Below are 23,999 nucleotides of genomic sequence, written 5' to 3' on the forward strand. Positions count from 1 at the left end.
TCTGATGGCCGTGTCCGTGTTCGACCTGTTCTCGGTGGGCATCGGCCCGTCCAGCTCCCACACGGTCGGCCCGATGCGCGCCGCCCGCATGTTCGCCGACCTGCTCGGCACCCACACATCAGCGCATGACGCCTCGTCGGGCGACGCCGAAGCGCATGACGCGTCGTCGGGCCACGCCGGAGCGCACGGCGCCTCGTTGGGCGACGCTGGAGCGCACGACGCGTCGTCGGGGCACGCCGGATCGCATGACGCGTCGTCGGGCGACGCTGGAGGGCATGACGCCACCTCGGGCACCGGGGCGGCAGCGACGGCGGGACGTGTGGTGCTGGTGCGGGCTGAGTTGTTCGGGTCGTTGGGGGCCACCGGGCACGGGCACGGCACGCCCAAGGCGGTGCTGCTCGGCCTCGAAGGCTCGGATCCCGAGACGGTCGATGTGGGCACCGCGGATGCGCGCGCCGCGGCCATTCACAGCCGTGGCGCGCTTACTCTGCCGTCGGGTGGGGACGTTGCCGTTGACCTGGTGTTGCACCGTCGGCGGACGCTTCCGGGGCATCCCAACGGCATGTCCTTCACCGCGTACGACTCGGCGGGCGCGGAAGTTCTGCAGAAGACGTACTACTCCGTGGGTGGCGGGTTCGTGCTCGACGAGACGGGGTCGATCACGGCCGACACCACCGTGCTGGCGCATCCGTTCTCTACAGGGGCCGACCTGCTGGCCCTGACCAAGGAGACCGGGCTGTCGATCTCGCGGCTCATGCTCGAGAACGAGACCGCGTGGCGTCCGTCGGCCGAGATCCGTACCGGATTGCTGGAGATCTGGCGGGTCATGCGGGAGTGCGTGGCCGCGGGGCTCGAGGCCGAAGGCGTGCTGCCGGGCGGCCTCAAGGTGCGCCGGCGGGCCGCGGCCACCGCCCGGCAACTGCGCGCCGCGGGTTCGCCCTCGGAGCACGCGATGGAGTGGCTCACCGCGTACGCGATGGCCGTCAATGAGGAGAACGCGGCCGGCGGCCGGGTCGTCACCGCGCCCACGAACGGCGCGGCCGGGATCATTCCGGCGGTTCTGCACTACTACGTGAGCTTCGTCCCCGGGGCCGACGACGAGGGCGTGGTGCGGTTCCTGCTCGCGGCCGCGGCGACCGGACTGCTTTTCAAGGAGAACGCCTCCATCTCCGGCGCCGAGGTCGGCTGCCAGGGCGAGGTGGGCAGCGCCTGCGCGATGGCCGCGGCGGGCCTGGCCGAGGTGCTCGGCGGCACCCCGGAGCAGGTGGAGAACGCGGCCGAGATCGGCATGGAGCACAACCTGGGCCTGACCTGCGACCCGGTCGGCGGGCTGGTGCAGATCCCGTGCATCGAGCGCAACGGCATGGCCGCCGTCAAGGCGGTCACGGCGGCCCGGATGGCGCTGCGCGGCGACGGCCGGCATCACGTCTCCCTCGACAAGGTCATCAAGACCATGAAGGAGACCGGGGCCGACATGAAGGTCAAGTACAAGGAGACGGCCCGCGGCGGTCTGGCCGTCAATGTCATCGAATGCTGACCGAAAGTTCGTGACTCGCACATCACAACGGGTGGCCAGGGGTTGATCCCGTTTGCCAGGATCACCGAGTGCCTCGTACCCGGTCTGAGCTGCGGCCGCCCCCGCGCGAACCCGGCGTGCCCGGCACCGCTCGGCGCCGCCGCTTCTTCCCCGCGATCCCGGCCCAGCGAAAGCCCACGACCCCGGCCCAGCAGAAGACCCCGACCCGGCGACAGCTGTGGTGGTCGCGGCTCCGGTTGCCGCTGCTCGTCGTCGTGGGTCTCGGCCTGGCCGCGTACGGGCTGCAGGGCCGCTTCCCCGACCCGCGCGAGTTCCTGCGCGCGCTGACCGGCGCCGACTACTGGTGGGTGACCGCCGCGCTGGCGCTGCAGTTCGTGTCTCTGGCCGCGTTCGCCTGGCAGCAGCGGCAGATTCTGCGAGCTTTCGGCGTACGCGTCGGCCTCCGTTACGCCTTCGCGGTGACCCTGGCCCGCACCGCGGTGTCGATCTCGATGCCGGTCGGGTCCGCCGTGTCGGCCGGATACGCCGTCCGGCAGTACCTGCGCGCCGGCGCCTCGAAGGAGATCGCCGCCGCCCAGATGATCGTCTCGGGGCTGGCCTCGATCGGCGGCCTGGCCCTGCTCTACGTGGTCGGGGGCGCGGCCGTGCTGACCCGCGACCCGCACCTGCTGGCCGGCCCGCAGCCGCTGATCGTGGTGGGCGTCCTGGCCGTCCTGACCGGTGTCGCGGTGGTCGGCGGGCGCCGCCTGATGCGCCGTCCGGCCGGTCCGGCGCGTCCGGTCGGCGGCAACCGGGTGGCCGCGTTCGTCCGCCGGGTCCTCACCTCGGCCCGGGAGGCCTGGCAGGCCGGCGCCTCGCTACGGGCCCGTGAGTGGATCACCGGCACGCTCTACTACGCCGTCAACTGGCTCACCGACCTGCTGTGCCTGGTCGCCACCTGCCACGCCGTGGGCCTGCCGGTCGGACTGACCACCCTGGCCGGCATCTATCTGGGCGTACAGATCGTCCGGCAGATCCCGCTCACCCCGGGCGGCGTCGGCGTGATCGACACCGCCCTGGTCGCGGGCCTGACCGCCGCCGGGGCAACCGCCGTGACGGCCGCCGCCGCCGTGGTCATCTACCGCGTCATCTCCTGCTGGCTGCTCCTGCCGGCCGGCGGCATCGCCGCCCTCTGGCTGCGCCGCGACCAGCCCCCGGTGCGGCCTGGTCCGGGGCGGCACGAGCCCGCCTCGTAGCGGCGACGATGATGTCCCGATGAAGTTCGTCTACGGGCTGCTCGCCCTCGTCGGCCTGGTCGGCACCTGGTATTTCAACCTCAGCTACACCGGCGGGGCGTACGTCAGCGACTGGTTCGCCAACGACGCGAGCTCGTCGGCCGCGGTCGACATCCTGGTGGTGTTCGTCGTCTGCACGTTCTTCTACTTCCGCGAGTCGCACCGGCTCGGCTGGCGCTGGTGGGTCCCGGTGGTCTTCACCGTCGGGTCCCTGGCCATCGCGGTCGCCTTCGCGTTCCCGCTTTTCCTGGCGGTGCGCGAGCACGTCCGGTCGAAGCGGGCGGCGATCTAAGGCTTACGACGGCGGTGGGCGGCCCGCGAGGCGTCCGGGCGGGGCATCCCACCCATGCGCAGCAGGACGCCCCGGCGGGTCTCGGCGGCCACCCGGGTCTGCGGGTGACTGTTGCCGAGCGAGCCGACCAGCCGCTCGACCGTGTCGTCGAGCAGCTTGCGGGCCGGCAGCAGCGCGCCCGCGGCGATCAGTGAGCGGGCCAATTCGTGGGCGCCGCGCAGGGTGTCCGGGTGGTCGGGGCCGAGCGTCTCGCGCCACCCCGAGTGCAGTTCGGCGGCGATCGTCCGGGCCGGGCGCGCCTTCCCGCGGTGGAGCAGGCTGACCACCAGCCGGCAGGCGGCGGCCCGGAGCGCGGGGTCGGTGCTGTGGGCGGCGTCCGAGGCGATCAGATGCGGGGCCAGGGCGGCCCAGCGCGGCCAGCTGACCGGCTCGTCGACCACGTCGGGCACGGCCGCGGCGACGAGCATTCCCGCGTACGCCCGGCACACCCCGGCCGCCTCGTCGCCGAGATCGCGCCGCACGGCTTCCCGCACCGGCTCGGACGTCCGCAGCCCGTGCCCGCCGCGCTCGACCAGACGTGGTTCGACCAGCGCCGCGACCACGCTGTTGAACTGCAGCGGCGCGATCCCGCCGAGCGGTTCGGGCAGCCGGCCGAGCGACCGGGTGAACACGTCGACCGGCACCGGGGCCGCGTGCAGCACCGAGCACAGGCACAGCAGTTGCGCCGCGGCCGGATTGTGCTCGCCGAGCACCTCGATCGCCGCGCCGATGTCGCCGGACACGGGTTCGGCGTCGCGCTGCCGGGGGACGGCGGTTCGGGTGGCCGGATCGGACTGGGGCGCCTTCATGACGGCGACCTCCTCGGGCGCGACGGGCGTACGCAAGCGTTATAGCCCGCCCGAGGCCGCCGAGCTGCCCCCGCCCGTACGGGAAAATCGGGGTAAAGCCGGGCCTGCGCAGGTGAGAAGCCGGGACGCCGGCGAGCACAAAGGAGCGTCTTCCCCCGTACGGGTGAAGGGTCGTTCCGCCGGATCGAGGCCGCAGGCGCGGCGCCGGGAACGTGCAACTGCCCGACGCGCGGCCGGGGACCGACGGCGCTGCGGGCGCGGATCGTGCTGTTGTAGGGGACCGCCGCGCCGGGCGTGTGAACCGGCGCGGCGGTACCTGACTGTTACGGCTGGGCGCGGGGGCCCTGCGGGTCGAGCGTGTCGATGAACTCGTGCGGGCTCTTCACGTCGGGCTTCGCCCGCTCGGACTTGGCCTCGGCGGCCATGGTCCGGGCGGCCGAGGACGGGTCGACGCCCGACTTCTTGGCGGCCGAGTAGACCTTGTAGTAGGCGGTCTCGGACAGGGCGTACGCGGCCCGGTAGTCGTGCTTGGCGAAGGCGAGCTTGGCCAGGCCGAGCAGCGCGTCGGCGGCGGCCAGGTCACCGCGGGCCTTGCCGGCCGGGATGGTGGCGGCCAGCCGGTTCGCGCCCTCCCAGTAGGCGGCGGTCAGGAACCGGTCGCTGTTGTCCCGGTCGAACTGCGAGAAGTCCCAGTTGACGTCGATGTAGCTCATCATCGAGTTGTTCTCGTCGCCGGCCCAGGCGTAGAAGAACTCGCCGCTCGGGCCGTAGCCGACCCCGGTCTCGCTGTCGTAGCCGTCGTGCGGGTGCGACATGCCCAGGTGGTGGCCGACCTCGTGGATCGTCGTGGTGGTCAGGCCGTAGCCGCTCTCGACGATGCTCTGCGACAGGAAGTTGAACACGTACGACTGGGTGCCGGTCTCCCAGTCGTCGTCGGCGAAGCCGAGCAGCGGCGGGTCGACGTCGGGCGGCAGCACGTAGTTGAAGACGGGCAGCTCGTAGTCGACCTTGTTGCCGTCGTCCTTGGTCCGGGCCAGGTTCTCCTTGTTGTAGAGGAAGAGGTTGGCGTCGGCGGGCAGGCCGCTCTCCGGGTAGCAGGCCTCACCGGTGACGGCGAAACCGTCGTAGCAGGCCCGGTTCTTGGCGTCGAAATTGAAGTCCTGGTTGTCGTAGTCGACCCGGTTGCGCCAGCGCAGCTCGGACAGCTCCTTCACGACCAGGTCGGGCTTGGTGTACTGGGCCGACGCGTCGACACCGGGCCAGCCCTCGTACGTGTTGCTGTCGATGTTGATCGATCGCGGTGGCTCGGCCGTCGGCAGCTCGACCGGGTACAGCGGCGACGTCGTCATCAGCAGGTTCATCGCGACGTAGCGGGTCAGCTTGCCCAGGTCGCCGGCCAGTGCGGCCGGGGAGCGGAAGCCGTTGGCCGCGTACTCCCAGATCGGCGGCATCCGGTAGTCGGCCTCGCCGTCCCCGTCGACGTCGGCGTTGGTCACGTCGTAGTTCGCGGTCCACGACTCGGGGCCGGCCGACAGGTCGTGGAACCACACGCGGCGGGTGGCGCCGAGACCGGTCTCCTCGTCGTCGGCGGTGGTGCCGCCCCACGCGATCATCTTGCGGCTGTCGCGGTTGGCGCCGAAGTCGTAGCCGGTGTCCGGGTCGGGCTCGCCGGTCTTGCTGTAGACGTGGAACTTGAAGTCGGACCGGCCGTACCAGTTGATGAAGAACACGGTGTTGCGCCGCGTGTCCACACCGGACGGCGGATTGAAGGCCAGCCACTTCTCGACGCTCGGCGCGTCGATCAGGTTGTTCTCGGTGATCGTCCGGGTCTTGCCGGCCTGCGCGTTGTAAGCCGTCTGGTACTGCGTCAGCGGCGCCGGCTTGGCCAGCTTGCCGAGCTGCTTGAAGAACTTGTTCTCGTACGCGGTATCGGCGTACTTGAGGCGGTAGTCGTACTTGTAGGTGATGCCGAGCTTCTCGGTCACGCCGTAGGAGAGGCGGGAGCGTACGACGGGCTCGTACTTCTTGGCCAGCTCACCCTTGAAGGCGGCGGCACCGGCCTGGGCCGGCTCGTAGCCGACGAAGACCACGTTGACCGGCACGGTCTCGGTGAGCTTCGGTTGCCCGCCGGGCGTGAGGAACTGATAGCGGTAGCTTGGCGCCGCCGCGCCGGCCGGGGTCGCGGACGCCCCGACCAGGGCGGCGACCAGCAGTGCGATGAACGCGCCTCTCCGTTTCATCCGCACACATAACCATCTACACATGACGATGTGAAGACCGGCGTCGAATTCCCGGTGATCGCAGCACACTCGTAACCGGCCCGTCATACGCCGCCGCCGTGAGGACTATCTAACGGTTGCTTGTTCCGGACGAAACCTCGGCGAAACCCGGGATTCCTTGACTGGGCCCCATCACCAGCCGCCCGACCTGGGCGGACGGGCCGGTGGAGGGGTTACGCCATGCCGGAACGCTTTGTGTTGGTGCGCTGGCCGGACGGCGTGGCGCAACGGATCTACTCACCCTCGACAGTGGTCGAGGACTTCTTCTCGGCGGGGCAGCGGATGCCGGTCGGCGAGTTCGTCGCCACCAGCCGGCAGGCCCTGACCGAGGCCTCGGAGCGTGTGCGGCAGGCGTACGGGTTCCCGTGCGGGAACGCCGCCCGCAGCCTCGCCGCGGTCGAGGCGCGCGCCGCCACCCAGCCGGCCGGCGACGTGCTCGTCGAAGGGATCGAGCCGTGATCGCCGTCGTCGGGGGTGGGCAGGCCGGGCTCAGCATGAGCTGGCACCTGCGGCAGCGCGGCCTCGAGCACGTGGTGTTCGAGCGCGACCGCGTCGGGCACGAGTGGCGGGACCGCCGGTGGGACTCGTTCTGCCTGGTCACGCCGAACTGGCAGTGCCGCCTGCCGGGGTACGCCTACAGCGGCGACGACCCGGACGGGTTCATGCCGGGCTCCGAGGTGGTCACGTTTCTGGAGAAGTACGCGGCCAGCTTCGACCCGCCGTTGCGCGAAGGCGTGGAGGTCCAGCGCTTACGGCGTACGGGAAACGTGTTTGAACTCCGCACGAGTGACGGGGTTGTCACCGCGGACCAGGTGGTCATCGCGACCGGCGGCTATCACCGGCCGGCGATGCCGCGGCTGGCCGAGAAGTTCCCGGGGAGCGTCCCGCAGGTGCACTCGTCGCAGTACCGCAGCGCGGACCATCTGCCCGCCGGGGAGGTGCTCGTCGTCGGGACCGGGCAGTCCGGCTGCCAGATCGCCGAGGACCTGCACCTGTCCGGGCGCACGGTGCACCTCGCGGTGGGGAGCGCGCCCCGGGCCGCCCGCCGCTACCGGGGTCGCGACACCCTCGCGTGGCTCGAGGAGATGGGCCACTACGACAAGAACGTGCACGAGTTCGGCGACGCGGACGAGGTGCGGTTGCGGGCCAACCACTACATGACCGGGCGTGGTGGCGGGCGCGACATCGACCTGCGCCGGTTCGCGACCGAGGGGATGAGCCTGTACGGGCGGCTGCTCGACGTGGCCGGCGGCGAGGTCACCTTCGCCGGCGACCTCGCGCGCAACCTCGACAACGCCGACGCGGTGGCCGAGGGGATCAAGGACGCGATCGACGCGTACGTGCTCCGGGCCGGACTGACGGCACCGGAGGAGACGCGGTACGAGCCGGTGTGGACGCCCGGCGTACCGCCGTCCTCCTTGCCGGTGGCCCGGATCAGCGCCGTCGTGTGGGCGACCGGCTTCCACCGTGATCACCGTTGGATCGAGGTGCCGGTCTTCGACGGCCGTGGCTATCCGACGCACGACCGCGGGGTCACGAGCTGCCCGGGGCTCTATTTTCTCGGGTTGCCGTGGCAGCACACCTGGGGGTCGGGGCGGTTCGCGGGAGTGGCGCGTGACGCCGAGCATCTCGTACGGCAGATCGGCCGGGCCCAGGTTGCCGACGGCGTGAGCTGGCTCGCCGGGACGCCGACCGAGACCTATCCGGATCTGGAATGGGCGGCCTGATGTACGACGCTCACCGGCACCTCGGCGTGCTGCCGGCCTATCCGTTCTACGGCGGGCCGCCGGTGCATCCGGACGTCACCGCGCGGGCCACCATCGATGACCTGATCAAGGATCTCGACCGGGAGGGGACCGCGCGTGCCCTCGTCCTGCCCAACTACGGGGTGCCCGATCCCGCGGTGGCGTTCGGGTTCAACTCGCTGGTGGTCGAGGCGGCGCAGAAGGACGACCGTCTCCGTTGCGGGCTCTGGGTCTCCGCTCTGTCTCGAGACGCTTCCCTGACCGCTGAGGCGTTGCGTCTGGCCGGCGAACCGGGCGTCCGGGCCCTCAAGATCAGCTTCCTGCTCGGCGGGAACATCGACGACCCCGGGCTGGAACCGATCTTCGCCGCGGCCCGGGCGCATGACCTGGTCGTCCACGTGCACACCTCGCCCGGGGCGGCGTCCGACATCGACCAGGTCGGGCAGCTCGTCGACCGGTACGGCGACGACGTGAAGATCCACCTCGTGCACTTCGGCGGGGGGATGAGCGGCCACATCAAGCTCATCGGGGGTCGTTTCTTCGACTGGATCGCCGCCGGGAAGCAGGTCTACACCGACCTGTCGTGGGCGATCGGGTTCGCGCCTCGGTGGCTGGCCGACGAGATCGACCGGCGGGGGATCGGGCACGACCGGGTGCTGTTCGCCTCGGACGAGCCCTGGGGGGACCACGCGGGGGAGTTCGCCCGCCTGCACGCGGCGGCGGCCGGTTCCGAGCTGCGCTCACACGTTTTCCGGACCAATTTCGAGTCGCTCTACACCTGACCAGTTTCGAGTCGCTTCACACCTGACAGGGAGAAACCATGACCGACCTGACCGATCTCGAGCAGAAGAGCCTCAACGAGATCCCGCACCCGGCCCTGGCCGAGGGATCGAGCATCTACGGCGGCACCAAGGTCTTCCCCGACTACAAGGCCGAGGAGGGGCAGAGCTACTTCACCCTCGTGCACGGCATCGCGCACGAGTCGTCGGTCAGCTTCGTCGCCGTCCTGCAGGCCACCCGCGCGCTGCGCAAGGGCTTCGAGTCGGCGATCTACTTCTACGGTCCGGGCTCGCTCAACTGCCTGGCCACCCGGGGCTTCCCGACCACCGGCAACTCGGCCTTCCCGGGCGAGCACAACATCAACAACTCGCTCAAGACGTTCATGGCCGAGGGCGGCAAGGTGTACTGCTGCCGGTTCGGGCTGTCGCTGCACGGCGCCCGCGAGGAGGACCTGATCGAAGGCGTCATCCCGACGCACCCGCTCGACGTGCAGGACGCGCTCATCCACTACGCACGCAAGGGCGCGATCATCAACTCGACGTACATGTTCTGATCACGATGTCTCTCGACGTTCGAGCCGACCTGGCCGTGCGCGGCGTGCGGGTGCCCACACCCGTGCGCCGGCCGGCCGGGGCCGGTCCCAGCGACGACGGGCACCTGGTGGTGGACGGGGGCAACGCGGCCCTGCCGATCAACCCCCAGAGCCCTTATTCCGTACGCGATGACAAGCTCTGGCTCGGCGAACAGGACACCGGGCTGTCGCTGTCGGTGGTGCACCGTCCCCGGTTCTACGACCTGTCCACGGCGGACGGTATTCCGTACGAGAAAATTGCGCGTCTGCACGGTAAGGACGTTCTGGCGACCACGGTCGTGCAGACGTGCATCCGTTACGCCGAGGACCAGCGGTGCCGGTTCTGCACGATCGAGGAGTCGCTGCGGTCCGGGGCCACGGTCGCGGCGAAGACACCGGCCCAGCTGGCCGAGGTCGCGGCGGCCGCCGTCGAGCTGGACGGCATCCGGCAGATGGTGATGACGACGGGCACGACGGCCGGGCCCGACCGCGGTGCGCGCAATCTTGTCCGTTCGGTGCGCGCGGTGCTCGAGCGCGTGCCCGGGCTGCCGATCCAGGTGCAGATCGAGCCGCCGGGTGATCTGGCCGTGATCCGGGAGCTGCGGGACGCCGGGGCGGTGTCGATCGGCATCCACGCCGAGTCGCTGGACGACGCGGTCCGGCTGCGCTGGATGCCCGGCAAGGGCGCGGTGCCGATGGCCGAGTACGAGGAGGCCTGGGACTACGCGGTCTCGGTGTTCGGGCGCAACCAGGTGTCGACGTACCTGCTGATCGGCCTCGGCGAGGACCCGGACGAACTGGTCGAGGGTTGCCGGCGTCTGATCGCGCGTGGGGTCTATCCGTTCGTGGTGCCGTTCCGTCCGATGAACGGCACGCTCGCCCGCCGGGACGGCGTTCCCGGTCCGGCGCCGTCGCTCGTGCGCGACGTGTCCGCGCGGGTGGCCGCGTTGCTGCGCGAGGCGGGCATGCTCGGCGCCGACCAGGCCGCCGGCTGCGCGGCGTGCGGCGCGTGCGGCGTACTCCAGGCGGCCGGCGGATGAGCGAGCGTGCGCGGATGCGCAGTCGCCGTGCGGTTCGTGGTCCGGGTGGCGGGCGGATGAGCGGGTGTGCGCGGATGCGCAGTTGCCGTGCGGTTCGTGGTCCGGGTGGCGGGCGGATGAGCGGGTGTGCGCGGATGCGCAGTTGCCGTGCGGTTCGTGCTTCGGGTGGCGGGCGGATGAGCGGGTGTGCGCGGATGCGCAGTTGCCGTGCGGTTCGTGCTTCGGGTGGCGGGCGGATGAGCGGGTGTGCGCGGATGCGCAGTCGCCGTGCGGTTCGTGGTCCGGGTGGCGGGCGGATGAGCGGTTGTGCGCGATTGAGCGGTCAGTGGGCTGTGTGCGGATGCTCGAAGGTGAGCGCTGCGGTCAGTGGGGGTGTGCGGTGACTGATCTCGTGCCGGCGTTGCTCGGCGCGCCGCGGTTTCTGATCGAACCTGCGCGTTCGCTCACCGACTATCACCGGCTGCGCCGGAAAGTGTTCGTGGACGAACAGGGGCTGTTCGCGGGCAGCGACCTGGACGATCGGGACGGCGATGCGCGCACGATAGTGCTCGAGGCGCGCAGTTCCGACGGTGCGTTGCTCGGCGGGGTGCGGCTCGGGCCGGTGAGCGACGGACCGGACATCGGCTGGTGGCAGGGCGGCCGACTGGTGGTCGACCCGGCTGTCCGGGGCGCTCAGCGGATCGGGCCCGCGCTCGTGCAAGCCGCGTGTGCGGCGGCGGAACAGGCCGGTGCGCTGCGGTTCGACGCGACGGTGCAGAGCCGGTTCCGGCGGATGTTCGAGCGGCTGGGCTGGCAACCCGTGCGGGCGGTGACCGTCGCGGGGCGGCCGCACCACCTGATGCGCTGGCCGGTCGGGCGGATCGCGGGATTGGCGGCGGCGACCAAGAATCCGCTCGGTGGGCTGCTCGACGGGCTCAACCCGGGTGGCGCGGGCTTTGTCGGGGACGACGGAGCGCCCGTACCGGGGTCGGACCTGATCGCGGCGTGCGATGCGATCCTGCCGTCGATGGTCGAGCGGGACCCGGACTGGGCCGGATGGTGCGCGGTTCTGGTCAACCTGAACGACCTGGCGGCCATGGGGGCCGAGCCGGTGGGACTGCTCAACGCGGTCGGGGCGCGGGATGCCACGGCCGCGGCGAAGGTGCTGGGCGGGCTGCGGCGGGCGGCCGAGGCGTACGGGATCCCGATCCTGGGCGGTCACACCCAACTCGGAGTGCCGGCGGCACTGTCGGCGACCGCGCTCGGGCGGGCCGCCGCGCCGGTGCCGGGCGGCGGCGGGCGGGTCGGGCATCGGGTCCGGCTTACGGTCGACCTCGGCGGTGGATGGCGGCCGGGCTACCAGGGGCGGCAATGGGACTCGACATCGTGGCGGGAACCGGGCGAGCTCCGGCAGATGCAGGGGTTCGTGGCGGCGGCCCGACCGGCGGCGGCCAAGGACGTGTCCATGGCCGGGATCGCCGGGACGCTCGGCATGCTGGCCGAGGCGAGCGGGTGCGGGGCGGTGCTCGACGTGGACGCGGTGCCCCGGCCGGCCGCGGCGACGATGGGGGACTGGCTCACCTGTTTCCCCGGGTTCGCGATGCTCACGACCGGGCCGCAGCGCCCGGCACCGACCGGACCGGCGGTCACCGCCGAGTGCGGCGAACTGATCGCCGGCACCGGAGTCAGTCTGCGCTGGCCGGACGGAGAAACCACGACAGCGGTTCCGGGTGGCGTCACAGGAATGGGGGCAGCGGCATGATCACAGTGGCGGCGGTCGCGGAGGCGTTCGACCGCGACCTCGACGAGGACTTCCACCGCATCGAGAAGCTCGTCGCGGCGGCGCGGGCCGACGGCGTACAGCTGCTGGCTCTGCCCGAGGCATGTCTCGGGGGCTATCTGGCCGACCTGAACGGGAGGGCCGAACTGCCCCCGGCGCTGCGCCTGGACGGGCCGGAGATCGGGCGGCTGATCGCGCTGGCCGGTGACATGGTGGTGTGCGCGGGCTACTGCGAGGACGGCGGCGACGGGGCCCGCTACAACAGCGTCGTGTGCGTCGGCGACGGCCGGGTGCTCGGCAACCACCGCAAGGTGCACCAGCCGCTGCGCGAGGACGCCAGTTATTCGTCCGGCGAATCGTTCACCGCGTTCGACACGCCGGTCGGCCGGATCGGGCTGATGATCTGCTACGACAAGGCCTTCCCGGAATCGGCGCGCTCGCTCGCCCTGGACGGCGCGGACATCATCGTGTGCGTCTCGGCCTGGCCTGGTTCCCGTACGAACGCACCCGCTCGCCTCGAGGACGACCGGTGGACCCGGCGGTTCGACCTGTTCGACCGGGCCCGCGCGCTCGAGAACCAGGTCGTGTGGCTGTCGGCCAACCAGTCGGGCACGTTCGGGTCGCTGCGGTTCGTGTGCAGCGCGAAGATCGTCGACCCGGGCGGGGACGTCCTGGCCACCACGGGATGCGCGCCCGGGATGGCGGTGGCCACCGTCGACGTGGCCGAGTCGCTGACCGCCGCCCGCCGTTACATGGGACACCTGCGCGACCGCCGGCCGGCGGCGTACGCCTGATGGCCGTCACCCGCATCGCGGCCGCGGCGGCCCACTTCGGGCGGGACCTCGGGCACGACGTCGGCCGGATCTCCAAGCTGATCGGTGATGCGCGCGCCGCCGGGGCCGGCCTGCTCGTGCTGCCCGACGCCGCGCTCGGCGGATACCTGGCCGACCTGCGCCACCCCGACCCGGCCGCGTTCCCGCCCGCCCTCAAACCGGACGACCCGATCTTCGAGCAGATCGCCGCGGCCGCCCGCGACATGGTCGTCTGCGTCGGTTTCTGCGAGGCCGACGGCGACGAGCGCTACAACGCCGCGGTCTGCCTGTCCGGCGACGGCGTGCTCGGCCGGCACCGCAAGGTGCACCTGCCCGCGGCCGAGGGGATCGCCTACCGGGCCGGTGACACGTTCGCCGCCTTCGACACACCGGTCGGGCGGGTCGGCATGCTCATCGACTACGACAAGACGTTCCCGGAGTCGGCGCGCACCCTGGCCCGCGACGGCGCCCAGATCGTGGCCTGCCTGTCCGCGTGGCCGGCCAGCATCACCAACGCCGCCCCGAAGATGTCGCAGGACCGCCAGTCCCGCCTGTTCGACCTGTACGACTGCGCCCGCGCGGCCGAGAACCAGGTCGTCGTGGTGTCGTCCAACCAGACCGGCGCCGCGGGCGGGATGCGCTTCCTGGGCCAGGCCAAGGTGGTCGGCCCGGCCGGCAACGTGCTCGCCCGCACCTGGGCCAAGGCCGGGCTGGCGGTGGCCGAGCTGGATGTCGCGCTCGAGATCGCCCACGCCCGCCGCGTGCTGAGCCACCTCGACGAGCTGCGCCCCGGAGCCTACCGATGAGGATCGCGCTGCTCACGTATTCGACCCGGCCGCGCGGTGGAGTCGTGCACACGCTGGCGCTCGCCGAGGCCCTCGCCGCTCTCGGGCACGACGTCACGGTGTGGACGCTCGGGCGCGGCGGCGGGTTCTTCCGGCCGGTCGACCCGCGCGTGCGCCTCGCCGTGGTGCCGTTCCCCGACGAGGCGGGCGAGACCGTCGGCGCGCGCATTCTGCGATCGATCGCTGTGTTGCGAGAGGCTTTCACCCCTTCCGCGTACGACGTCGTGCACGCCCAGGACTGCATCAGCGCCAACGCCGTGGACCGTTGTGTCCGCACCGTGCACCACATCGACCAGTTCACGACCCCGGAGCTGGTCGCCTGCCACGAACGCGCAATAACCCGTCCGCACGCGCACATCTGCGTGTCCGCGGCCGTGGCCACCGAACTGCGCACCGGCTGGGGACTGAGCGCTACGGTCATCCCGAACGGCGTCGACCATGCGCGTTTCGCCGCGGCGCCGCCCCTCGTCCGGGAAAGCCCCTATCTCCTGTCCGTGGGCGGCATCGAACCGCGCAAGGGATCGCTCGACCTGCTGCGTGCCTATGCGCGAATGCGCACTTCGTTGCCCGCGCTGCAACTGGTGATCGCGGGCGGGGAGACGTTGTTCGACTACCGCTCGTACCGCGCGGAGTGGGACAGCCTGGCGGCAACGCTCGAGGTGCGTCCGGAGGTGCTCGGCCCGGTCGACGACGCCGAACTGCCGTCCCTGATGGCCGGCGCGGCCGCGTTCGCGTTCCCGTCGACCAAGGAGGGCTTCGGGCTGGCCGCCATGGAGGCGCTCGCCGCGGGCGTGCCGGTGGTGGTGCGTGACCTGCCGGTGTTGCGCGAAGTGTTCGGGGAAGCTGTCCGCTACGGACAAGGCCCGGACACGTTCGCGCAGTCCCTGATCGAGGCCGTCAAAGAGCCCGACCCCGTACGCCGTGACGCCGGCCGTTTGTTGTCCGCCTCGCACACGTGGGAGTCGGCCGCCCGCCGCCACGTCGAGTTCTACGCCTCGCTCTGAGCTTGGGCGGCCGTACACAACACGATCGTGCGGAGCTCGACGCGGCACAGGCGAGGTACACACCGTTGGCACTCAGTGCCAAGTTGAACCGGGCGAGCCCCTTCCGACGCCCTGGCCGGCCTGCCCGACGACACCGTCCGCACGGCCTGGACCGGCGAGGCGGGCGACCTCACGATCTCCTTCGCCAGCGGCACCGTCCTGCTGATCTGCCCCGACCCCGACGTCGTGCCGGATCAGCGCGGACTGATACGTCGGAGCGTGCTGCAGTGCTCCCCTGATCGGGGCGCGCACGTTCGAGCGGCTGGGAGAGTCGCTGCCTGGAAGGAGTCGATGAGCACCTCACAACCCTCAACCTCAACGTGAGGTAGATGTTGAGGTCGAGGGTTGAGGGTTGGCGCGTTTCCGCAGTTCAGGACGGTCAGCGAGCGGTTCAGGCGAAGCGCTGGTCGCAGTTCAGGACGGTCGGCGAGTGGGTCGGGTGAAGCGCTGGTCGCAGTTCAGGACGGTCGGCGAGTGGGTCGGGTGAAGCGCTGGTCGCAGTTCAGGACGGTCGGCGAGTGGGTCGGGTGGAGCGCTGGTCTGCGGTTCGGGACGGTCGGCGAGCGGGTCGGGTGGAGCGCTGGTCTGCGGTTCGGGACGGTCGGCGAGCGGGTCGGGTGGAGCGCTGGTCTGCGGTTCGGGACGGTCGGCGAGCGGGTCGGGTGAAGCGCTGGTCTGCAGTTCAGGACGGTCGGCGAGCGGGTCAGGCGAAGCGCTGGTCGATCCAGGAGGCGACCCGGTTGGTCGAGTCGATCACGGCCTGGTCGTGGCTGCGGCCGGGCAGCTTGTCGTAGCGGACCGGTGCTCCCTTGAGCTGGTCCTCGACCAGGATGTCGGTGAAGGCGGCCGGCACGATCTCGTCGGCCGTGCCCTGCACGATGAACGCGGGCGCGGTCAGCGGCGTCCGGCCCGGCTCGACGTACTGGTAGAGCTTGTCGACCCACGAGTCCGGCAGGGCACCGCCCTTGAGGAGTTTGAGCGGCGGGGCGAAGGCGGTCAGCACCTCGTTGAGGCAGCCGCGGCGGAGCACCGGCTCCTTGTCCTGGGCGGCGGCGGTGAGCACCGTCTCAGGACGGAACGAGGGCTCGACCGCGTTCAGGCCGTAGAGGGCCATCGCCATGAAACCCTGCCCGGCGGTGTCGGGGATGGCGGCCGCCAGGGCGCGGGTCTGGCTGGTCGGGGCGATGCTGACCGTGCCGCGCAGCTGGAGGTCGCCGTCGTAGGCCGAGGCCAGCTGGTTGGCGAACAGGGTGCCCTGGCCGCCCTGCGAGTGGCCGTCGACGACGTACTGCTTGGACAGGTAGTCGTCGAGTTCGCGGGCGGCGCGCACGCTGTCGATGATTGATCGGGCCTCGCTCGCGCCGATCAGGTAGGGGTGCGGGCCGGGCGTGCCGAGTCCGGGGTAGTCGGGGGCGGCGACCGTCCAGCCGCGCTCGAGCAGCGACGCGATCGCGATCCGGGCCTCGGGCCAGAACACGTCGTCGTTGGACGACGGCGCGCACTTGTCGCTGATGCCGGTGGTGCCGTGGGCCCACACGACAGTCTTGTTCTTGCGGTTCCGCAGCGGCGTGAGCACCATTCCCGTGGCGGTGACGGCGTGCCCGCGTACGTCCGTGGTCGCGTACTTGATCTGCTTGGCCCGGGCCAGCCGGTCGAGCCCGTCGGGCAGGTCGCGCGGGGTCGAGCTGAGGACCGTGCCGGGTTCGGAGAAGCCGGTGTTCCACACGAAGACCGGCGCGGGCTCGAGCGAGGCGGCCAGCGCGGGGGCCGGCGTCGCGAACGACAGCACCACGCCCGTGACGGCGAGAAGTCGAATGATCACGGCACAGGTTTATCCAGACAAAGCGGACGGTTCGCGCGGCGCTCCGGGCCCGATCGGGTGATCATGAAGCACGCAGGATGCATCGCGGGGGAATCGAGAAGCCTCTATTGTCGGGGCGGTGGAGCTGGAACTGCGCCACCTGCGACTGATCCTCGCGATCGCCGACGCCGGCAGTGTCACCAAGGCCGCCGCGGTCCTTGGTGTCGCCCAGCCCGCGCTCGCCACGCAGCTGCGGCGGGTGGAGCGGCTGCTGGGCGGGGCGCTGTTCGTGCGGGGGAGCCGCGGGGTGCGGCCGACCGAGCTCGGCGACCTGGTGCTGAGCCGGGCCCGGCTGCTGCTGCCCGCGGTGAGCGACCTCCACGACGAGGCCGGGGTGCTGCTCACGGCCGGCGACGCGGCCCGCTTCCGGATCGGCGCGACCAACGGGCCGATCGTGGGCGGGCTGGTCGAGCGGCTGTCCGACGCCTATCCGGGGCGGCCGGTGAGTGTGCACGCGACCTGGTCGGAGAACGAGATCGTCCGGCTCGTGCAGGCCGGGAAGCTGGACTTCGCGCTGGTCGGGGCGTGCGCGACCGGCCAGCCGGGCACCGACGGGGCGGCCGGGCTCGAGTGGCGGACCGTCTGCGCCGACCCGGTGTGGGTGCTGCTCGAGGCTGGTCATCCGCTGGCCGGCCGGGACGAGGTGGCGCTGGCCGAGCTGTCGGCCGAGCGCTGGGTCAGCGCGCCGGGCGACGGGTGTTTCAACGAGTGCTTCGCGGCGGCCTGTGCCCGGGCCGGTTTCACACCGCGTTTCCCGTACGAGCTGGACGCGGGCGCCGTGTTCGACCTCGTGATCTCGGGGCGGGCGGTGGCGCTCTGCCAGGCCACGGTCCGCGATGTGCCGGGTGCCGTGGCCGTCCCGCTGCGTGGTTCGCCGCTGACCTGGCGCCACCTGATCGGCTGGGACCCGGCCGGCCCGGCTGCCCGGTCCGCCCCCGACGTGCTGGCCCTGGCCGCCGCCTCCTATCGCGACATCGTCGGCCGCCGTCCGCGTTACCGGCGCTGGCTGGCCGCCCGTCAGCCCGCCGAATAGATGATCAGGAAGGTCGTGTTGTAGACGACGTGCAGCACGACCCCGGGCCAGACCGACCGGGTGCGGACCAGCAGCCACCCGTTGACCAGGCCGACCAGGAACGCCGACGGGAAGACCAGGTTGATCCCGTGCCACAGGGCGAAGACGAACGCGCTCACCAGAACCGCGACCCACGGCCCCCACCGCTCGAGGAAGCGGGTCAGCACGCCACGGAACAGCAACTCCTCGCCGAGCGGGGTGAGCAGCCCGCCGAGCGCGATGGTGGCCAGCAGATAGCCGATGCCCGCGCTCGAGGCCGCCCGCAGATCGCCCTGCGAGTCGTCGATGCCCGGGAAGAGCGCCGCCACGACGTGGTCGAAGGTCAGGATCACGGCCAGGCAGGCGGCCGCCAGCAGTACCGCGCGGAGCAGCCATTTGCGCTCCACCCGGCGTAGACCGAACGCGCGGACGTCCCGGATGCGGACCAGCACCACCACGGCGAAGACGGCCAGCGGCGCCAGGCCGGAGAACGCCAGTTGCAGCACGCCTTCGAGTCCCGGGTGGTCGACCGGGAAGGCGACGAGCAGCGTGATGCCGCCGCCGTAGAACACCAGGGCGGCGATCAGCGCCACGACGATTTCGAGCGGACCAGGGGCTTTTCTCTCCACACCGGAAGTGAAGACTGTGGCCCTGGGGCAGGGTCAAGTTAGGGTTCGGCCATGGCGTGGAGCACCCAGCAACTGGCCGATCTGGCCGGTACCACCGTCAAGGCGGTGCGGCACTACCACCGGATCGGGCTGCTCGAGGAGCCGGTGCGCACGTCGAACGGCTACAAGCAGTACCAGGCGACGCACCTGGTCCGGCTGCTGCAGATCAAGCGGGTCAGCGACCTCGGCGTCCCGCTGGCCGGCATCGACGCGGCGATCCGGGCCGAGAAGCCCCGCGAGACGATCGAGGCGCTGGACGCCGAGCTGGCCGCCACCGTCGAGCGGCTGCAGCGGATCCGGGCCGAGCTGGCCGTCCTGCTCGAGCACGATGCCCCGCTCGACGTGCCGGCCGTCTTCGGGCCGGTCGCGGGCGACCTCACCGAGCGGGACCGCGCCCTGGTCACCGTGTATTCCCAGGTGCTCGACGACGATCAGCTGGACGACCTGCGCACGCTGGTCGCCGATCCGGACGAGAGCCTCGCCGGGTTCGAGGCGCTCACCGACGACGCCGACGACGCGACGATCGACCAGGTCGTCGGTCAGCTGGTCGTGGCCATGCGCCGGCACGCCGAACAGTTCCCGTGGATGGCCGACATCACCGCCGCCTCGGCCCGCGGCAAGGAGTTCACCGAGGCCGTGGTGGTGCCCGCGGTGATCGAGTACTACAGCCAGGCCCAGCTCACGGCCCTGGCCCGGGCCCACGCGATCATGACGGCGGAGTGAGCCCGTCCCACGACCAGCGCGGGATCGGCAGGCCGGCCGGGACGTCGTCGGCCGAGTGGTGATAGCGGTTCATCGTCGTCGTGGTGGCCCACGCGAAGTAGTCGTGCAGCGTCGTCCGCAACGGCTCCTCGGTCAGCCCGGCGTCGGTCAGCGCCTGGTCGAAGCAGGCGATCGCCCGCTGGTCCATGTCGTCGTGCGGGCCGTTGCCGCTGTGCATGCGGACGACGTCGGACTCGGCGATCCCCGACGCTGGTCCGCCCAGCGCCTCACCCCAGTAGACGGCCAGCCGCTCGGTGTGGTCGTCGCGGTAGCCGTGACTGAACGCGTGGCTGACCACCTCGTCGGCCAGCACCCGGTGGTGCCAGGCCCCCGCCAGCCGCATCAGTCCGTCGTGGCCACCCGCCGACTCGTACACGCTCTGCATGAGTGCTAAGACTGCCACCGGTCCGTGGTGCTGTCTTGGACGAAAGCGAAGTCGAGCGCGCGCCCGAGACCGGCCACGGCAGGCACCTCGACCTGCCCGTCGACCGAGACGATGGGCTGGGTGGTGATGTCGCGGGCGTAGTACTTGTCCGAGCCCGACACGTCCGAGGGCAGGGTGAAACCGGGCAGCGCGCTCAGGGCCACGTTGGCCGCCCGCCCGATCCCGAACTCGTGCATGCCGCCGCACCACACCGGCATCCCGTGCTCGACGGCGAGGTCGTGCGCGCGGACGGCCGGGGTCAGCCCACCCATCCGGGACACCTTGATGTTGAGGATCCGCCCGGAGCCGAGCCGCAGCGCGGTCGCCAGATCGTCCACCTCCTCGATCGACTCGTCGAGGCAGATCGGCGTCTCGAGCCGGTCCTGCAGCGCCGCCAGCGGGATCAGGGCGCGCGGCGCATAAGGCTGTTCGATCATCAGCAATCCGCACCGGTCCAGCGCCCTCATGACATTCACGTGCGTTTCCCCGTACGCCCCGTTGGCGTCCACATGCAGCGGCACGCTCGGAAAGGCTTCCCGTACGGCCCGTACGGGCTCGACGTCCCACCCCGGTGCGATCTTCAGTTTGACCCGGCGGTAGCCCTCGCCGACCTTGCCGGCCACCTGTTCGAGCAGGTCGTCGATGGTCGGCTCGATGCCCAGCGACACGCCCGCCTCGACGTGGCCGCGGGTGCCGCCGAGTGCCTTGGACAGCGGCACGCCCCGCTCGGTGGTCCACAGCGACCAGGCCGCCACGTCGAAGCCGGCCTTGGCGAACTGGTTGCCGCGCACCTTGGCCATCGCCGTGGCGAGGTCGGCCGGGTGGTCCCAGTCGGTGGCGAGCACGATCGGAGCCAGGTGGTCGCGAGCCACGGCCCAGCAACTGTCGACGGTCTCGGCCGCGAAGAACGGCCCGCTCGGCGACGCGATCTCGCCCCAGCCCACGGTGCCGTCGGCGGTGGTCAGCCCGACCAGGATGTGCTCGAGGTGGCGCTTGGCGTGCGAGCTGGTCCGGAACTGGTGCACCAGGGGGAGGCGTACGCGCCGCAGCTCGATGTTCTTGATCTTCATGTCGGGTCCACGTAGAGGTCGAGCTCGGCGGCGAGGGCGTCCCGGTCGTGCAGGCGGCGGCCCGCGCCCTTCGAGCTGGCGATGGTCAGGGTGGCCAGCAGGTGCAGGGCCAGCACGACCGAGGTGGGGGAGTTCGCGTACGAGGCGGTGTCGGTCCCGATGACGATGCGGGTCGACGCCAATGCGGTGAGAGGCGCGTCGTCCGCGTCGGTGATGAGAACCAGTTCGCCGCCGTGGGCCACGTAGGCCTCGGCCACCGACACGGTCTCGCGCCGGTAGCGGGACATCACGATCGCCACCATCAGGTCGCCCTGCCGGATGTCGGCCAGCACGTCGAGCGGGCGCACGGCCGCGCCGTCGACCAGGTGGACGCCGGACAGGCCCGCGCTGAGGTCGGTCGCCAGCAGCGCCGCGTAGGTCCGCGACTTGCCGTTGCCGAGCAGATAGCGGCGGCGGGCCGAGACTATGCGGGCGGCGGCCCGCTCGATCGCGTCGTGCTCGGCGGCCCAGGCGAGAGCCTTCTCGAACTCGACGCGCTGCTGGTCGAGGACGCGCTGCTTGAGCACGTTGGCCGAGCGGCGCTGGACGTTGCGCTCGAACCGCTCGGACGGACTCGACGCGCTCATGCCGGTCCACTCACAAAGGTGTAGGTGGCGGCGTCGTCCTCTTTCTCCACGGCGACCAGGCGGCGGCCGGCCGCGAACTGGTCGATCAGGCGGCAGCGCAGGTCGGCCCGGTCGGCGGGCGCGGGCGCGGCGAAACGGTCACCGGCGGTCGTGACGACCTGGGCCTCCACGTGCGCGGTCGACGTCGGCGCGGCGAGATCCCACGACGCGAGCAGGCGATCCGAGCTCTCGCCGTAGTAGTCGGGGAGGAAGCGGATCGCGGTCGCGCCCAGCACGGCGAAGTTGAAGTGGGCGTTGCGCAGCGCATAGGGGTCGAAGGTCCACCGCATGGTCCGCGCGCCGGTGCGCCGGGCCACCTCGGCCTGCGCGAACTTGAGTCGCCGCCCCACCCCGGCCCCCTGCAGGCGGGCGTCGACCGCGGCGGCCTGCGACCAGTGGTAGATCTCGCCGTTCTCGACCGCGGTGAACCCGTAACAGAAGCCGACCAGCTCCTCGCCCTCGAACGCGCCGATCACCGAGCCCGCGTTCTCCCGCAGCGCGGCCAGCAGGCGCGGGCTGACCCCGAACTCCGGCTGCTCGTACCCGAACACGGCCCGGTAGAGCGCCGACGCCGCCGTCAGCTCGCCGAGCCCGGCCAGGTCACGCACCTCGATCCCCATCGCCGTCCTCCTCAGCGCCACAGATACGAACCGTATCTTCGTCATCCTGCACCGATGAGCGTGCGTTGACAACGTCGGATGGCGAACTTAGCGTTCGTATATGTCGCTCGACACGCTACGCCGCTACACGCTGCTCGAATCGCCGACCGGAGACGCGCGGGCCCTCGCCGCGCTGGCCGAGGTGCTGGAGGCCGATGCCGCGCGGGCCGGCTTCGCGACGGCGCGCGAGGGCGGTCACCTTGTGTGGACGCTCCCGGCCCGCGGCGTGCGGGGCGGCGGACTGCTGATGCTGAGCCACTACGACACGGTGTGGCCGGTCGGAACCCTCGAGACGATGCCGTGGCGGGTCGACGGGGACGTGGTCCGGGGGCCGGGGGTCTACGACACCAAGGCCGGCCTGGTTGCGCTGCTGGCTGCGGCGGCCCGGATCGGCGGGCAGGACCATCCGGAGATCCGGGTGATCGTGGTGGCCGACGAGGAGATCGGGTCACCCACGGCCGGCGATCTCGTGCGCGCCGAAGCGGCCCGGGCCACTGCCGTGCTCGGTCTCGAGCCCCCGCACCCGGGCGGCGACCTCAAGACGGGACGGCGCGGCAGCACCCGGGCCCGGCTGTCGGTGACCGGCGTCGAGGCCCATGCCGCGCTGGACCCCGGCGCCGGTGCGAACGCCATCGACGAGCTGGTCGATCAGCTGGTCCGGATCCGGGCGCTGGTGGCCGGACGCCCGGTGCTGCTCAACACCGGCACGATCGCCGGCGGCGGGCGCACCAACGTGGTGGCCGGGCACGCCCACGCCGACCTGGGACTGCGTTTCGTGTCCGGCGACGACGAACGGGTTGTCCTGGACGGACTGGGCGGGCTGACCGCCGTACGGGAAAACGCTGTTCTCGCCTTTGATCTGCTCGCGCACCGGCCGACGTGGCGGGCCGGCGACGACGATCTGCTGCCTCGCATCGCGCGGATCGCCGCCGGGCTCGGCCAGACCCTCGACGGCCGGCCCGCCGACGGCGCGGCCGACACCAACACGACGGGTGCGATGGGCGTCGCCACCGTGGACGGCCTGGCCCCGCCCGGCGGAGGCGCCCATGCCCGCAGCGAATGGGTGTCGGCCCAGGGCATCACTTCACGTACGGATCTGCTGGAAGCCCTGCTCACCGGCCTGCACCGAGCAGCCTGAACAGCGTCAGCCACTGCTCGGGCCACACCTCGCCAACGGGCACGTCCGGATTGATACGCATGGCGCGGCAAACGGACGCGGCTCGACGGTTTCCGTATCGACGGCCGAGCGATGCCTGGAGCGAGCCGCCGACACCGGTGAAACCACACTCGACGAGCGCCTGGTAGCGGGGGAGCAGGTCCGGGCGTACGAGGGGAACCGCTCTTCTCCGCAGGGTCAGGATCCCGCCGTCGACGCGCGGGATCGGGCGGAACGCCGTCCGGGGGATGCGGCCGGCCAGCTCCCACGTGATGTCGGGCCAGGTCAGCACGGTCAGCTTGGACCAGCGGCCGTAGTCGCCGGTGCGTTTGCGCGCGTACTCCCACTGCGTCAGCAGCGTGGCCCGCCGCAGTGTGCGCGCCCGCAGACACCAGTCGACGACGGCCGACGTCAGCGCGTACGGGATGTTGCCGACCACGCCGAACGGCTCGCGCGGCGGTTCGGCCAAAAGAAAATCGCCGGTGCGCACGGTCAGACCGGGGGCGCCGGGCAGGGCGGCGGCCAGGCCGGGGTCGATCTCGTACGCGACCACACGCGCCCGCCGTCGCAGCAGCTCGGTGGTGAGGCGGCCGCGGCCCGCACCGACCTCGTAGACGAGATCGCCCGGTTCGATGCGGGCGGCGTCCATGACATCGTGGACGGCGGTGGGGTCGATGAGCAGGTTCTGTCCGAGAATCCGCCGGGCGCGGGAATGCTCGCGCCGGCGGTAGGAGGATGACGACAAAGCCGGGAGTCCCGTCTGAACGCGGGCAGCATCGAGCCACCCGCTGACGATCAAGGGCGCAGCGGGCCCCGGCGGTGATGTGGGCGCGTTCCAGGGCGATGACCCGGAACGAC

25 protein-coding genes are annotated in these 23,999 nt (G+C 71.5%); 16 read left to right on the forward strand and 9 right to left on the reverse strand.

From position 1 onward, the window contains the following. Positions 1-4 precede the first annotated feature (4 nt). The 3 genes from KOI35_RS17285 to KOI35_RS17295 all read left to right on the forward strand — a co-directional run bounded on the left by KOI35_RS17285 (position 5) and on the right by KOI35_RS17295 (position 3,103). The gene (locus KOI35_RS17285) at positions 5-1,537 is read left to right on the forward strand and encodes an L-serine ammonia-lyase (RefSeq protein WP_215788479.1); all 1,533 of its coding nucleotides are present in this window, start codon (positions 5-7) and stop codon (positions 1,535-1,537) included. Between the two features lie 68 nt (positions 1,538-1,605). After that, the gene (locus KOI35_RS17290; protein WP_308121044.1) at positions 1,606-2,772 is read left to right on the forward strand and encodes a lysylphosphatidylglycerol synthase transmembrane domain-containing protein; all 1,167 of its coding nucleotides are present in this window, start codon (positions 1,606-1,608) and stop codon (positions 2,770-2,772) included. Positions 2,773-2,791: 19 nt separating this feature from the next. After that, the gene (locus KOI35_RS17295; protein WP_215788480.1) at positions 2,792-3,103 is read left to right on the forward strand and encodes a DUF2834 domain-containing protein; all 312 of its coding nucleotides are present in this window, start codon (positions 2,792-2,794) and stop codon (positions 3,101-3,103) included. Here the strand turns inward: KOI35_RS17295 and KOI35_RS17300 are convergent. Together KOI35_RS17300 and KOI35_RS17305 are read right to left on the reverse strand one after the other, a co-directional pair. Continuing rightward, positions 3,100-3,951 carry a tetratricopeptide repeat protein gene (locus tag KOI35_RS17300; RefSeq protein WP_215788481.1) on the reverse strand — a complete coding sequence of 284 codons (852 nt, stop codon included), beginning with the start codon at positions 3,949-3,951 and terminating at the stop codon, positions 3,100-3,102. The genes KOI35_RS17295 and KOI35_RS17300 overlap by 4 nt on opposite strands. A gap of 323 nt (positions 3,952-4,274) precedes the next feature. Then, on the reverse strand, positions 4,275-6,191 hold the full coding sequence (locus KOI35_RS17305) for a zinc metalloprotease (RefSeq protein WP_215788482.1): 1,917 nt from the start codon (positions 6,189-6,191) through the stop codon (positions 4,275-4,277). A 219-nt stretch (positions 6,192-6,410) separates the two neighbouring features. Here KOI35_RS17305 and KOI35_RS17310 point away from each other — a divergent pair, with 219 nt between their 5' ends. The 10 genes from KOI35_RS17310 (at position 6,411) to KOI35_RS17355 (ending at position 15,491) form a co-directional block, all read left to right on the forward strand. Beyond that, positions 6,411-6,689 carry an MSMEG_0570 family nitrogen starvation response protein gene (locus tag KOI35_RS17310; RefSeq protein WP_215788483.1) on the forward strand — a complete coding sequence of 93 codons (279 nt, stop codon included), beginning with the start codon at positions 6,411-6,413 and terminating at the stop codon, positions 6,687-6,689. Then, complete coding sequence (locus tag KOI35_RS17315) at positions 6,686-7,957, forward strand: MSMEG_0569 family flavin-dependent oxidoreductase (protein ID WP_308121045.1); 1,272 nt, start codon at positions 6,686-6,688, stop codon at positions 7,955-7,957. Before KOI35_RS17310 ends, KOI35_RS17315 begins: the two co-directional genes overlap by 4 nt. After that, positions 7,957-8,757 (forward strand): amidohydrolase family protein, encoded by an 801-nt coding sequence (locus KOI35_RS17320; protein ID WP_215788484.1) that lies wholly within the window; start codon positions 7,957-7,959, stop codon positions 8,755-8,757. Before KOI35_RS17315 ends, KOI35_RS17320 begins: the two co-directional genes overlap by 1 nt. Positions 8,758-8,795: 38 nt before the next feature. After that, the gene (locus KOI35_RS17325) at positions 8,796-9,308 is read left to right on the forward strand and encodes an MSMEG_0572/Sll0783 family nitrogen starvation response protein (protein WP_203376340.1); all 513 of its coding nucleotides are present in this window, start codon (positions 8,796-8,798) and stop codon (positions 9,306-9,308) included. A 5-nt stretch (positions 9,309-9,313) separates the two neighbouring features. Next, positions 9,314-10,366 carry an MSMEG_0568 family radical SAM protein gene (locus tag KOI35_RS17330; protein WP_215788485.1) on the forward strand — a complete coding sequence of 351 codons (1,053 nt, stop codon included), beginning with the start codon at positions 9,314-9,316 and terminating at the stop codon, positions 10,364-10,366. Positions 10,367-10,745: 379 nt separating this feature from the next. Next, complete coding sequence (locus KOI35_RS17335) at positions 10,746-12,107, forward strand: MSMEG_0567/sll0787 family protein (protein WP_308121046.1); 1,362 nt, start codon at positions 10,746-10,748, stop codon at positions 12,105-12,107. Continuing rightward, entirely contained in the window at positions 12,104-12,919 is an 816-nt protein-coding gene (locus tag KOI35_RS17340; protein ID WP_246613253.1) for a carbon-nitrogen hydrolase family protein, read from the forward strand. The genes KOI35_RS17335 and KOI35_RS17340 overlap by 4 nt, the downstream gene beginning before the upstream one ends. Next, positions 12,919-13,743, forward strand: a complete 825-nt coding sequence (locus tag KOI35_RS17345; protein WP_215788487.1) for a carbon-nitrogen hydrolase family protein — start codon at positions 12,919-12,921, stop codon at positions 13,741-13,743. Before KOI35_RS17340 ends, KOI35_RS17345 begins: the two co-directional genes overlap by 1 nt. Next, positions 13,740-14,786 (forward strand): MSMEG_0565 family glycosyltransferase, encoded by a 1,047-nt coding sequence (locus tag KOI35_RS17350; RefSeq protein ID WP_215788488.1) that lies wholly within the window; start codon positions 13,740-13,742, stop codon positions 14,784-14,786. The genes KOI35_RS17345 and KOI35_RS17350 overlap by 4 nt, the downstream gene beginning before the upstream one ends. Before the next feature lie 513 nt (positions 14,787-15,299). Then, entirely contained in the window at positions 15,300-15,491 is a 192-nt protein-coding gene (locus tag KOI35_RS17355) for a hypothetical protein (protein ID WP_215788489.1), read from the forward strand. A gap of 37 nt (positions 15,492-15,528) precedes the next feature. On the opposite strand, the gene KOI35_RS17360 is transcribed toward KOI35_RS17355, so the two are convergent. Then, a complete protein-coding gene (locus KOI35_RS17360; RefSeq protein WP_215788490.1) occupies positions 15,529-16,647 on the reverse strand; it encodes an alpha/beta fold hydrolase in 1,119 nt (372 codons plus the stop codon). 118 nt (positions 16,648-16,765) lie between these two features. Between KOI35_RS17360 and KOI35_RS17365 the strand changes: the two genes are divergently transcribed. Further along, positions 16,766-17,719: a LysR family transcriptional regulator gene (locus KOI35_RS17365; protein WP_215788491.1), complete on the forward strand. Its 954-nt coding sequence runs from the start codon at positions 16,766-16,768 to the stop codon at positions 17,717-17,719. Here the strand turns inward: KOI35_RS17365 and KOI35_RS48955 are convergent. Continuing rightward, positions 17,704-18,366, reverse strand: a complete 663-nt coding sequence (locus tag KOI35_RS48955) for a CPBP family intramembrane glutamic endopeptidase (RefSeq protein ID WP_215788492.1) — start codon at positions 18,364-18,366, stop codon at positions 17,704-17,706. The genes KOI35_RS17365 and KOI35_RS48955 overlap by 16 nt on opposite strands. A 51-nt stretch (positions 18,367-18,417) precedes the next feature. On the opposite strand from KOI35_RS48955, the gene KOI35_RS17375 reads away from it, so the two are divergent. Beyond that, complete coding sequence (locus KOI35_RS17375) at positions 18,418-19,128, forward strand: helix-turn-helix domain-containing protein (RefSeq protein WP_215788493.1); 711 nt, start codon at positions 18,418-18,420, stop codon at positions 19,126-19,128. Here the strand turns inward: KOI35_RS17375 and KOI35_RS17380 are convergent. Genes KOI35_RS17380 through KOI35_RS17395 form a run of 4 tightly spaced genes read right to left on the reverse strand, consistent with a single transcriptional unit; the run spans position 19,112 to position 21,946 of the window. Further along, entirely contained in the window at positions 19,112-19,552 is a 441-nt protein-coding gene (locus tag KOI35_RS17380) for a globin domain-containing protein (RefSeq protein ID WP_215788494.1), read from the reverse strand. The genes KOI35_RS17375 and KOI35_RS17380 overlap by 17 nt on opposite strands. A gap of 5 nt (positions 19,553-19,557) precedes the next feature. After that, positions 19,558-20,661 (reverse strand): o-succinylbenzoate synthase, encoded by a 1,104-nt coding sequence (menC, locus tag KOI35_RS17385; RefSeq protein ID WP_215788495.1) that lies wholly within the window; start codon positions 20,659-20,661, stop codon positions 19,558-19,560. Continuing rightward, entirely contained in the window at positions 20,658-21,287 is a 630-nt protein-coding gene (locus KOI35_RS17390; RefSeq protein WP_215788496.1) for a MurR/RpiR family transcriptional regulator, read from the reverse strand. Before KOI35_RS17390 ends, menC begins: the two co-directional genes overlap by 4 nt. After that, complete coding sequence (locus KOI35_RS17395; RefSeq protein ID WP_215788497.1) at positions 21,284-21,946, reverse strand: GNAT family N-acetyltransferase; 663 nt, start codon at positions 21,944-21,946, stop codon at positions 21,284-21,286. Before KOI35_RS17395 ends, KOI35_RS17390 begins: the two co-directional genes overlap by 4 nt. A gap of 100 nt (positions 21,947-22,046) precedes the next feature. On the opposite strand from KOI35_RS17395, the gene KOI35_RS17400 reads away from it, so the two are divergent. After that, positions 22,047-23,123 (forward strand): M20/M25/M40 family metallo-hydrolase, encoded by a 1,077-nt coding sequence (locus KOI35_RS17400; RefSeq protein ID WP_215788498.1) that lies wholly within the window; start codon positions 22,047-22,049, stop codon positions 23,121-23,123. Here KOI35_RS17400 and erm read toward each other — a convergent pair. Next, the gene (erm, locus tag KOI35_RS17405) at positions 23,098-23,886 is read right to left on the reverse strand and encodes a 23S ribosomal RNA methyltransferase Erm (RefSeq protein WP_215788499.1); all 789 of its coding nucleotides are present in this window, start codon (positions 23,884-23,886) and stop codon (positions 23,098-23,100) included. The genes KOI35_RS17400 and erm overlap by 26 nt on opposite strands. Positions 23,887-23,999: the final 113 nt, after the last annotated feature.

Source organism: Paractinoplanes bogorensis (genome assembly GCF_018829635.1).
Lineage (GTDB): Bacteria > Actinomycetota > Actinomycetes > Mycobacteriales > Micromonosporaceae > Actinoplanes > Actinoplanes bogorensis.